Source organism: Flavobacterium frigoritolerans (assembly GCF_025847275.1).
GTDB lineage: Bacteria > Bacteroidota > Bacteroidia > Flavobacteriales > Flavobacteriaceae > Flavobacterium > Flavobacterium frigoritolerans.
The window spans coordinates 1-11,236 of record NZ_JAOZEV010000036.1 but is presented as its reverse complement, the minus strand read 5'-3'; the positions used below and the strand labels follow the sequence as shown (position 1 = coordinate 11,236).

The window sequence follows — 11,236 nt, the reverse complement described above, 5'->3', positions numbered from 1 at the left end:
CGTGCATTTTTGTGTTTATTTTTTATTCTTTTCTTAATAGATTGATAACAGTGCATTTACAACTTGTTTGTTTTTGTATTTTATAGGTAATTTCTGTAGCGAAACATCCTCTACCCTTGTTTTCTCTGGATTTCGCGCTTTTTGTTTCTCGCAGATTTAGCTAATGGAACAGATTTCAAACTCCCTAGCCCTGATAGCAGCGGAAATCCTTGCCCTTTTTCCTTTAAAAAGGACAAGATTGAAGCGAATAGCAGGTAATAGCTCCTAAAAAAACTATTCCTATATAGTATAGTCGAATATTACTCCTATATATAAGGAGAAAAACTCTCCTTATATATAGGTACATAAAAGAAGAAGCCTTCTCATAAATTGAGAAGGCTTCTTGTCTTTTTATTAGTACCGAGTTCTTAATTCGTTTTCATTGGTGGCAAATCGAATGCTTTTGAATCGTGTTCGAAGTTGTTACGGTGCGAACCGTCGCAAAAAGGTTTGTTTGCAGATAGTCCACAACGACAAAGCCCTAATGCTGCTCTTCCCTGCAATCCGTATACTGTTCCTTCTGAATCCATTATTTCGAAATCACCCTCTATCTTTATAGATCCGTTTTTATTAATTATTAGTTTAGTCTTACTCATAATGTTCTTTTCTTTTTTTTGCTCAAAGATTGCAAAATATTTTTCGAACAGTTAGCATTGACTTGGTGTTTTTATGAATCAAAGACTCTGTTTAAACTAATTCTACTTTATGAGGTTATTGTGCTAAGCTATTACACAGAGTTGCGCAAAAGCCACACAAAGATTCGCAAAAGCTTTTGATCAATCTTAGTGTTTTAATTTTTTATCTTTTGCTCTAAGTTCAATTGCTTTTGTGGTGGGATTCGTTTCTTTAAAAATAGAATCTGTCCTAAATGACTTGATTGATGTTCCATAACATGAAACCAACAATATTGGTTTGTCCAATCGTATTCCTTTTGCACCTCGGCAAACCAAGTATCATCACGTTTCTTCAGCTCTGCTATGGTTTTTGCTCTTACTTCATTATATATATCTAAATAATATTGCACTTCATGTCCTTTAAATTCATCTCGTCCTCCTTGATCTAAATTTAATGCTGCATTCCATTTTTTCTTTTCTTCTTCGTTAAATCCTCTGTTTTCAAAAGTGAAAACTTGGTAATACGCTTCTGCTGCTGCTAAGTGCATAATTAATGAACCTATTCTATTTGCTTCTGCATCGTGCAAATAGTCTATTTCATATTGGCTCATATTTTTTACTGTATTTTCAACACGTCTTTTAAGATCTTCTAACATCGAAATCATAGCGCCAATTTGCGGAGATGCTCCTTCGACGTTACCAATTTTTGCTTCTAGTCTTGGTTTTATACCACTCCCTTCTAGCAATACCCCATAATTACCATCTGTACTTTCTTTGGTTGATGTGATTTTATATTCTTTGACTTTTATCACCTCCCCTTTACGTATACCTGAATTCCATTTCGGAATTTCATCGTTTTTTATGACTGTTTCAAAACTTGAATTTAATAACTTAACTGGTTCTAATACGCCCTTTTCATTTTCTAAAAACAATTCAAACTTATCAAAATAAAACTTTCCGTTATACAAACACAATCCTCCGAAGCTCAATGATTTTGTATTCGAGTCTATTGTACCTTCTACTGTATATGATTTCCATTCCTTATCCTTAACAGGCCTATCTCTCATATTATCAAAAAAACCATCTTCTTCGTTTTTAGTATCCGTTCTAGCCCATACACCTGCCCAGGCCGATGGCTCATCTGTTTCTACTTTTACCGAAGCAATAACTTTAAATTTTTTCTTAGTCGCTGTTTGTATATCCAGAGTTTGACTAAAAGAAGCCCAATCTCTAGAAATAGCCTTTTGTGTTTGAGCGTAAGTCAATATCTGACTTAAAAATAATAGTACTAATGCTGTTTTTTTCATTGTCTGTTTTTTATTACTAAAAGGTAAATGTAATACTATTTTTTTGAGTCTAAATAAATCCTATTTATATTTTTTCAGACTATTTTGAACACTTTAATAAAAACATAATAGTCCTATTTACTAAGTACTTCCGTTACTTTTTCTATTTCACGCTGCATTGCATTTACTACTATACAAGAAAACATTCTTATAGATTTTATTTTACTTAAGTAACATCGTTGCAGAGACTCTTTGTAGAAATTAAGCGCTACTTTGCCTAGCCTAAATAAGCTAAATTATCGATTCTATCATTGTTAAATATAGTGCGTTTTAGCCCAGATAGAAACGGCATCCTTTACTTGCCTTCTTTAGGCAAGTAAAGATAAAGTGGATAGCTGGAAATTGCTCCTAATAAAAACAGTAAAACTCTCAATTCTATTGCTTATTTTTGCACAGAATTTATCATATTAAAATGTATAAAGTCAGCTCTTCTGCTGCTTTATCTGAAAAATAAAAATCAATTTTATGTTACAAAATCCTAAGAGATATACCATTACTGCTGCTTTACCTTATACTAACGGACCTATTCATATTGGCCATCTTGCGGGCGTTTACGTGCCTGCAGACATTTATTCTCGCTACTTGCGTATGCAAGGAAAAGATGTGGCATTTATATGTGGAAGTGACGAACATGGTGTGGCAATCTCGATGAAGGCTAAAAAAGAAGGAGTTACTCCTCAAGAAATTATTGATAAGTATGATGGAATCATCCGTAAATCTTTTATCGATTTCGGAATTTCTTTTAATAATTACTCTAGAACTTCGGCTAAAATTCATCATGATACAGCTTCGGAATTTTTTAGAAAATTATACGATAAGGGAGATTTTATCGAGGAAGTAACGGAACAATTATATGATGCTAAAGCAAATCAGTTTCTTGCAGATCGTTTTGTGGTAGGTACTTGCCCGAAATGTGGTAACGAAGAAGCTTACGGTGATCAGTGCGAAAAATGTGGATCGACGCTTAATGCGACTGATTTGATTAATCCTAAATCGACTATTACTGGCGAAACTCCAATATTAAAATCGACTAAACACTGGTTCTTACCTCTTGATAGATATACTGATTTCTTGACTGAATGGATTTTGGTTGGACATAAAAACGACTGGAAACCTAATGTTTATGGTCAAGTAAAATCATGGGTTGATGGTGGTTTAGAACCTCGTGCTGTAACGCGTGACCTTGATTGGGGAATTGATGTTCCGGTGGAAGGTGCTGAAGGAAAAAAATTATATGTTTGGTTTGATGCTCCTATTGGTTACATCTCTTCGACTAAGGAATGGGCTGCTCGTGAGGGTAAAGATTGGGAACCATACTGGAAGGACGAAGACACTAAACTGGTACATTTTATTGGGAAAGACAATATTGTTTTTCACTGTATCATTTTCCCTGCAATGCTTAAAGCTGAAGGTAGTTATATTTTACCTGATAATGTTCCTGCTAATGAGTTTTTGAATTTAGAAGGTAATAAACTTTCGACTTCTAAAAATTGGGCAGTTTGGTTGCACGAATATTTAGAAGATTTTCCTGAGAAACAAGATGTTTTGCGTTATGCACTTACAGCAAATGCTCCTGAAACTAAAGATAATGATTTTACCTGGAAAGATTTTCAGGCTAGAAACAACAACGAATTGGTTGCCGTTTTTGGTAACTTTATTAATCGTGTTGTGGTTTTGACCAATAAATATTACGATGGTTTTATTCCTTCTCCTAATGAATTAACCGAGATTGACGAAGCTACTTTAACTGAATTAAAAGCATATCCTGCTGTTATTTCTAGTTCTGTAGAACGTTACAGATTTCGTGAAGCTTTGGGTGAATTAATGAATGTTGCTCGTTTAGGAAATAAATATCTTGCTGATGAAGAGCCTTGGAAAGTGATGAAAGATAATCCTGAGCGTGTAAAAACTCAAATGTATGTGGCTTTACAAATTGCTGCTGCATTGAGCATTTTGTCTGAACCATTCTTACCTTTTACTGCTGCTAAATTATCAAGAATATTAAAAAATGATGGCAAACTGAAATGGAATGACGTTTCTGAAATTTCAGAATTAATTCCTGCTGGTCACCAAATTGGTGAAGCTGAATTACTTTTTGCTAAAATTGAAGACGAAGAAATACAAAAACAAATAGATAAATTGGAAGCTACAAAAACTGCTAATCTTGCCGAAAGCAAACAACCTGAACCACAAAAAGACTTAATTCAGTTTGAAGATTTTGCCAAAATGGACATTCGTGTTGGAACTATTCTTGAAGCTGAGAAAATGCCTAAAGCAAATAAACTTTTAGTTCTTAAGGTAGATACTGGAATTGACGTTCGTACGATTGTTTCGGGAATCGCAGAAAGCTTTACGCCTGAAGAAATTATTGGCAAACGTGTTTCGGTTTTAGCAAACTTAGCTCCTAGAGCCTTACGTGGTGTTGAAAGTCAAGGAATGATTTTGATGACTACAAACGCTGAAGGAAAGCTGGTTTTTATTAATCCTGATGCTGATGCTCCAAACGGAGAAACTGTAAACTAAGGTTTCACAAACATAAAACAAAGATATTTCTTACTTTTTTATTGTTTCATTGACTTATAATGTGTACGTTTGCTTTGCAAAAATACCTCAGAAATAATTCTGAAACTTTACTAAAGTTAACATAAGCGAACCCTCGCCATGATGTCCCTACGGAAACACGGGAAATCTATCCTTCTGGGTATTTTTGCACATCTAAAGCGAGGGTTTCGTGCGTTTAATATTTTCGATTATGCAAAAAGAAAATCAAAACACATCACATCATGATGTAATGCCATCCGTGGCAAGGTTCCTTTCCGCCCTTTGCCTTGAAGGGGATTTTAGAGAGCAACCTGAATATTTAACCGAGATTTTTGAGAGTATTCTTGAAACTGAAATTGGTGACAACATCGACCTAAGAACTAAAATGATGGGTTGTATAAAAACCAGTCGAATGCTAGCAAAATCGCTTGAATCTTTTTCGGATAAACAGATTCAAGAAGCCTGTAATACGGTTATAAGTACTTAAGTTCAGTAATGCAAAACGCATGAACCTCTTTATTGATTCATGCGCTTTGTATTATTGATTTTTAACATCGAAAATAATTTTAAATTGTCGAATTTTGCCTGATAAAATTATAGTATCATAAAAGCAAAATTAAAAGTTTAATCAACTTATTGGATAAGCTCAAAAAACATTAAAATGAAAATTACAAAACCTAGATTAGCTTTAATCTGTGGAATACTCTGCATATCGATTTTTCCAATATTAGTAAAACTGCGTTTAACTCCAGGGTTAATTTCAGCTTTCTATAGAATGGCTTTTGCCATAAGTCTGCTTCTGCCTTATGTACTTATCACAAAAAGCTTTAAACTTCCGAAGACTAAATTTTTAATTCTCGCAGCGCTTTGTGGTGTTTTATTTGCATCGGATGTTGCCGTTTGGAATATTGCCATTCAGGATTCAAGCGCTACTCAGGCTTCTTTATTAACTAATCTTTCTCCGCTTTGGGTTGGTATTGGTTCTTATTTCTTTTTAAAAACAAAACCCGCGACCAATTTTTGGATCGGAACAGCTGTAGCCTTGTTTGGAATGATTACATTAGTTGGGTTTAGCTTTTTTATTAATCTAAGTTTTGATAATGCTTTTCTTCTTGCTGTTTTATCTGGTATCTTATATTCTATTTATTTATTGGTTAGCAAAAATGTTCTTTCTGAGGTTGATGTTTTGTCCTTTATGACCATAAGCTTATTGGCTTCGAGTATCTACTTAGGAATTATTTGTTATTTTCTGAATGAGCCTTTCACAGGATTCTCTAATACTGGTTGGTTTGTATTGGTGCTTCAGGCTGTAATATGTCAATTGTGTGCTTGGCTTTGCTTAAGTTATGCCACACAAAATATGCGAGCCACAAGAGTTTCTTTAAGTTTATTAAGTCAGGCAGTACTAACTTCAATACTGGCTTGGTTATTTATAGAAGAAAAAATAACTTTACAAATGATTTTCGGCGGAATCATTTTGCTATGCGGAATCAGAATTACTTTTTACGATAAAACTATTTCGTTGAAACGTATATTCTCTAAATAACATTGTTAAGTTTTGCACGCAGATTGAGCAGATTATTTTTCAATCATTTCGTGGCAAAAAACTTCAAACTTTAAACAAAAAATTAAATGTTACATAAAGACAAAATATCAAAACTAAAAGTAATCGCATTTGATGCCGATGATACTTTATTTGTAAACGAACCTTATTTTCAAGAAACGGAACAAAAATTTTGTGTCTTGATGGAAGATTATATTTCGCATCAAGGATTATCACAAGAATTATTTAAAACCGAAATTCAGAATCTATCTTTATATGGTTACGGTATTAAAGGATATATTCTTTCGATGATTGAAGCTGCTATACAAATTTCGAATAATACGATTTCTATAGAAGTTATTGGAAAAATCATTGAATACGGAAAAGAATTACTCGAAAAACCAATCGATTTACTTGATGGTGTTGAAGAAACCCTGCAAGCGCTTCATGGTAAATACAAATTGGTTGTTGCCACAAAAGGCGACTTAAAAGACCAACATAGTAAATTACATCGTTCTGGCTTGGGACATTATTTTCACCATATCGAAGTAATGTCGGACAAACAGGAAATTGATTATGAAAAGCTATTAAAGCGTTTGGATATCAATGCCGATGAATTCCTGATGATTGGAAATTCTTTGAAATCAGATATCTTACCTGTTTTAGGAATCGGAGGATATGCAGTTCATATTCCGTTTCATACCACTTGGGAACATGAAAAAATTAATCACAAAGTAGAACACGAAAACTTCTTCGCTTTTGAAAAAATAACCGAAGTCGTAAACAAATTAATATAAATGAAAACTTTTTTGGATTTGGAAAATTGGAACAGAAAGGAACACTTTCTGTTTTTCAAGCAAATGGATGAACCTTTTTTTGGTGTAACTGTTAATGTTGATTGTACAAATGCTTATGCAAATGCCAAGAAATTAAATTCTTCATTTTTTATTTATTATCTACATAAAACATTAGTCGCAATAAATACTATTGAACCTTTTAGATATCGAATCGCCGACGATCAAATACAAATACATGATTCTATTGGTGGTTCGGCAACAATTGGTCGCGAAGATGGTACTTTTGGTTTTTCTTTAATCGAATACAATTCGGATTTTAAAATATTCGAACAGATTGCATTAACTGAAATCGAACGTATTCAAAACACAACTGGCCTTTTTACCCGAACTTTTGATGAAGATAATGTCATTCATTTTTCGGCAATTCCCTGGATAAATTTCACTTCTCTTTCTCATGCCAGAAGTTATAGTTTTCCTGATAGCTGCCCGAAAGTTTCTTTTGGTAAAATGATGGTTTCTGAAACCGGAAAACGCAGCATGTCAATGTCTGTTCATGTACATCACGGTTTAATGGATGCTATGCATGTAGGTCAATTTGTCGATTATTTTCAAGAATTAATGAATAGCTAAAATCATATTTTAACTTTAATATATTGTATTTAAAGCTTTGATCATTATAAAAATCAAGTCCTTAAAGAAATTATTCTTTAAGGCTTTTTTTATATCTTTAATCCAAATCCTACAGCCATCACATTGGCAGCTCTTTATTTTTTATTAATAAAATAAAAAGATAAATTTGGGATGACTATTATCGATAAAAACACATGAAAAAGCTGTTACTCTTCTTTCTTATATTCAATAAATCAGTGCTATTAAGTCAAACGGTATTGAATTCATACCCTTTAGATTTTAAAAAATTCGATGAGTCTAATATGATTCTAAATGTTGAAAACACAATAACACATGATGTTTTTGTTTTTGCAACAAACACAGAAAACATCACTATCTTAAAATACAATAGTGCTTTATTCTTAAAAAATGAATTTACGGTTCCTCGTACCAACTTAGAGGATCACTCCATAATAGGTTACAGTTTTAGCGAAGATGGGAACCCTACTTTATATTGGGCTACTGACGATTATAAAAGTATTTTGGTTGTTAAATATTATTTAGAGGGCAAAACCTATAAAATGCTCCGTTATAATTCTCCCATCTCGAGCCAGTTTGTAATAACAACATTTCAGAAGAATAATTTATTCTACATTGTTACCAGACACATATCGCAACCAGAATTAATTGTTTATGTTTTTAAAAATGGCATTGTAGAGGAAAAAGCATTTGATTTTTCTGCCTATACTTTCCAAAACAGAAAAACACAACCTTTAACCTTTAATCAGGTTATTATAGAAAATCCTATTGAAAAAATAGAGGTAGAGGAGTACAATCCTTTATTCAAAAGCACAAAAAAGAGCAAAATTTATATGCTTAATAATCATATTTTTTTAACATTAGATCATAACCCTAATAAAACACAGGTCTTTGATATTAATCTTGAGACTAATGACCTTAGCGAGAAAAATTTCACTCAATCTGTTATAAATAACCCGAGAAAATTAAGCAACTCATTTTTATATAACGACAAAATTTACCAAATTAATGCAACTCAAAATGAGCTTTTATTTGATATAAAAGATTACAATTCTGGTGAAACGCTAAAAAGCTATAAAGCCATGAAAAATGATACAATTCGTTTTAAAAGCTCTCCCTTACTTATTCAAGGAGAGAATCAAAAGACAAAGGAATTAAAAAATACAAGCAAGTTTTTACAACGCCTTTCTTATTTAGATGCAGGTATCTCTGTTTTCAAAAATAGTCAAAACACTTTGGTTACTTTGGGAGGAATTCCAAGAATTGAAAAAGTATATTATACCATTAATGATGAATTATTTACATCGGATTATACTCAAACCTCTTCTGAAACTGTTTTTTTTGAAAGTACATTGAACCAGGATAATGAATTTACCAAATTCGAGCAACAACCATTTGCCCTTGATAATATTAACTATTTTTTAGATCAGAACAGAAAAGTAACATTACCTAATATCTTAAAATTTAAAAATTTCTATATTTTAGGTTATTATGACAACGCTACAAAACAGTATATCATGCGAAAATTTACTGACGGATTTCCCCCAGAAGAATCACTAAATCCTATCATTAACAAAGCTGTTTTTTCGAAATCTTTCCCTGTTGATAAACCTTAAATTTATTGAGAATTAATCCAAATGTCACCTGTTTTTGAGTTTCAAAAAAGGGTTTAGATTATTTTTTCTAACTTTACAAAAAACTCACGATTATGTTATCAAAAAATATAGAAACAGCGCTAAACAAGCAAATTCGAATAGAAGCAGAATCTTCTCAAACTTATTTATCAATGGCTTGCTGGGCTGAAGCTCATGGTCTAGAAGGTATTGCTGAATTTATGTACACTCAATCTGACGAGGAACGTGCACATATGTTAAAACTAGTTCGTTATGTTAACGAACGTGGAGGTGCAACAACAATTACCGACCTTAAAGCTCCAAAAACGAGCTACGCTACTTTTAAAGAAATGTTTGAAGAACTATACAAGCATGAACTATTCGTTTCTGAATCTATTAACGAATTAGTCCATATTACTTTCTCTGAAAGAGATTATGCTACTCATAACTTCTTACAATGGTATGTTGCTGAGCAAATTGAAGAGGAAGCTACTGCTAAATCTATCCTAGATAAAATTAGTTTAATTGGGGATGACAAGGGTGGTTTATACTTATTTGATAGAGACATTCAACAATTAACAGTAACTAGTTCTATAGCAATTAATCCTAAATAGTTAAAGTTTATTTAGAATATATAAAAATAACTTATATTTGTCCCAGTTTTATAATTCAATACAAATTGGGAAAAGATAAAGTAAAAGACAAGGACAAGAAAAAGGATAAAAAGAAGAAGAAAAAGAAAAAAGAAATCCTTGAAAAACTTAAACGTGCAGAAAATTGTAAATCCTCTTGTTGTGAAAAATACAAAAAGAGCGAAAACAAGCGTTGTAGTCGTTGCCCTATGTTTGATTTAATCAAAAAAGTTGCTTAACAACATTTATATATATAAAATGCTCTCCTAATCGAGAGCATTTTTTTTATGACAAACCTAGCGCTATTAATTTTGCGTATAAATATCACTAACTAATAAAACATGAATAATATAAAATCCAAGACGACATATATACCGTTTATAGATCGATTAGATATTTTTATAATCTTAATTTATTTGGGCTTGTTATGTCTTGCCGGAATACTTATAGCTTTCAGTAGCTACGAAATAGGCATAAATCATGGCAAGGCGATGACCTCAATCTATGTTGTATTTCTTATAGGATGTTGTTGCCTTTTACTTTCATTATATGCTATCATAAAAAAGTATCAAAAAGCAATTATTTTTATAAATGAAATTCTAATAAACAACAAAACCATAATTCTTAAAGGCTTAAGATATAATACACCCTGGGAGAAAACACTAACGATTAAGAATATCGATATTAGCTTAAAAGAACAAACAAACAGGAGACCATATATCTATTATTTAGAATTTCTAGATGAAGACGACACAAAATACAACATCAATACAGCTTTTTATTGGAGTTATTCTGAAATATTAGCTACATATACAGATATTAAAAACGCTAAAAATAAAAGTTTCTAATATCTGAATCCTAAAACTTTCGTTTTTGATAAGGTGTGCCTTCACCTTCTTCGCAATAACTTTTTAGACTTAACAAAAACATAGCCCAATTATAATTGCACCATCGGTAAAATTCAGTCAACTCACGCCAATCAAAATGCTTTAAGACAACTGATGTTACTCCGTTCTTCTCTGTCAAATCAAATGAAATTTTAGTGCCTACCCACTCCGGGTCAGAATCCACGCATTCCCATAATACTCTTTGGTTTTGAACCAATTCTACCACTTTCATTTTTGTGTTATCATTATCTCCGAAGTTAAACTCATTGATAAAGCCCAATTCTGATTTAACAATCAACTCTTCTGTCCAAACAGCACCAAGGCCAGCTTGTGTTGCTAATGCTTTGTAAACATCAGCAATAGGTGATTTAATATAATTAATGTGTTCGATTTTTTCCATTTTCTTGACTGATTATATTTTTCAAATACAAAGTTAAAAAGTTTTTAATCAGTCTAACAAACAGCATTTTGAAAAAAAATATTCAATTAAAGCTTGTTAAATAACAACAGTTGTAGAAATAATTGCGGATCAATACATATTGTTGTGGGTAAATATTAAAATCTAGATATTTGTGT

General features: G+C 32.2%; 12 protein-coding genes. 9 read left to right on the top strand and 3 right to left on the bottom strand.

Annotation, left to right across the window (positions count from 1 at the left end; genetic code table 11):
* Positions 1 to 407: 407 nt before the first annotated feature.
* Both OIU80_RS20495 and OIU80_RS20490 read right to left on the bottom strand, forming a co-directional pair.
* Positions 408 to 635, bottom strand: a complete 228-nt coding sequence (locus OIU80_RS20495) for a CDGSH iron-sulfur domain-containing protein (RefSeq protein WP_195738374.1) — start codon at positions 633 to 635, stop codon at positions 408 to 410.
* 194 nt (positions 636 to 829) lie between these two features.
* Positions 830 to 1,960 carry a DinB family protein gene (locus OIU80_RS20490; RefSeq protein WP_264288829.1) on the bottom strand — a complete coding sequence of 377 codons (1,131 nt, stop codon included), beginning with the start codon at positions 1,958 to 1,960 and terminating at the stop codon, positions 830 to 832.
* A 504-nt stretch (positions 1,961 to 2,464) separates the two neighbouring features.
* Between OIU80_RS20490 and metG the strand changes: the two genes are divergently transcribed.
* The 9 genes from metG to OIU80_RS20445 all read left to right on the top strand — a co-directional run bounded on the left by metG (position 2,465) and on the right by OIU80_RS20445 (position 10,621).
* The gene (gene metG, locus OIU80_RS20485) at positions 2,465 to 4,522 is read left to right on the top strand and encodes a methionine--tRNA ligase (RefSeq protein ID WP_264288828.1); all 2,058 of its coding nucleotides are present in this window, start codon (positions 2,465 to 2,467) and stop codon (positions 4,520 to 4,522) included.
* Between the two features lie 229 nt (positions 4,523 to 4,751).
* A complete protein-coding gene (locus tag OIU80_RS20480; protein WP_264288827.1) occupies positions 4,752 to 5,027 on the top strand; it encodes a hypothetical protein in 276 nt (91 codons plus the stop codon).
* Between the two features lie 174 nt (positions 5,028 to 5,201).
* Positions 5,202 to 6,086: a DMT family transporter gene (locus OIU80_RS20475; RefSeq protein WP_264288826.1), complete on the top strand. Its 885-nt coding sequence runs from the start codon at positions 5,202 to 5,204 to the stop codon at positions 6,084 to 6,086.
* An 86-nt stretch (positions 6,087 to 6,172) separates the two neighbouring features.
* On the top strand, positions 6,173 to 6,880 hold the full coding sequence (locus tag OIU80_RS20470; RefSeq protein ID WP_264288825.1) for an HAD family hydrolase: 708 nt from the start codon (positions 6,173 to 6,175) through the stop codon (positions 6,878 to 6,880).
* Positions 6,881 to 7,510 (top strand): chloramphenicol acetyltransferase, encoded by a 630-nt coding sequence (locus OIU80_RS20465; protein ID WP_264288824.1) that lies wholly within the window; start codon positions 6,881 to 6,883, stop codon positions 7,508 to 7,510. It abuts the gene before it with no gap.
* Positions 7,511 to 7,704: 194 nt separating this feature from the next.
* A complete protein-coding gene (locus OIU80_RS20460; protein WP_264288823.1) occupies positions 7,705 to 9,144 on the top strand; it encodes a hypothetical protein in 1,440 nt (479 codons plus the stop codon).
* A 92-nt stretch (positions 9,145 to 9,236) separates the two neighbouring features.
* Entirely contained in the window at positions 9,237 to 9,755 is a 519-nt protein-coding gene (locus OIU80_RS20455) for a ferritin (RefSeq protein WP_264288822.1), read from the top strand.
* 65 nt (positions 9,756 to 9,820) lie between these two features.
* Complete coding sequence (locus tag OIU80_RS20450; protein WP_264288821.1) at positions 9,821 to 10,012, top strand: hypothetical protein; 192 nt, start codon at positions 9,821 to 9,823, stop codon at positions 10,010 to 10,012.
* A gap of 102 nt (positions 10,013 to 10,114) precedes the next feature.
* Complete coding sequence (locus tag OIU80_RS20445) at positions 10,115 to 10,621, top strand: hypothetical protein (RefSeq protein ID WP_264288820.1); 507 nt, start codon at positions 10,115 to 10,117, stop codon at positions 10,619 to 10,621.
* Between the two features lie 10 nt (positions 10,622 to 10,631).
* Here the strand turns inward: OIU80_RS20445 and OIU80_RS20440 are convergent, their stop codons facing one another.
* Positions 10,632 to 11,060: an SRPBCC family protein gene (locus tag OIU80_RS20440; RefSeq protein ID WP_264288819.1), complete on the bottom strand. Its 429-nt coding sequence runs from the start codon at positions 11,058 to 11,060 to the stop codon at positions 10,632 to 10,634.
* Between the last annotated feature and the right edge of the window lie 176 nt (positions 11,061 to 11,236).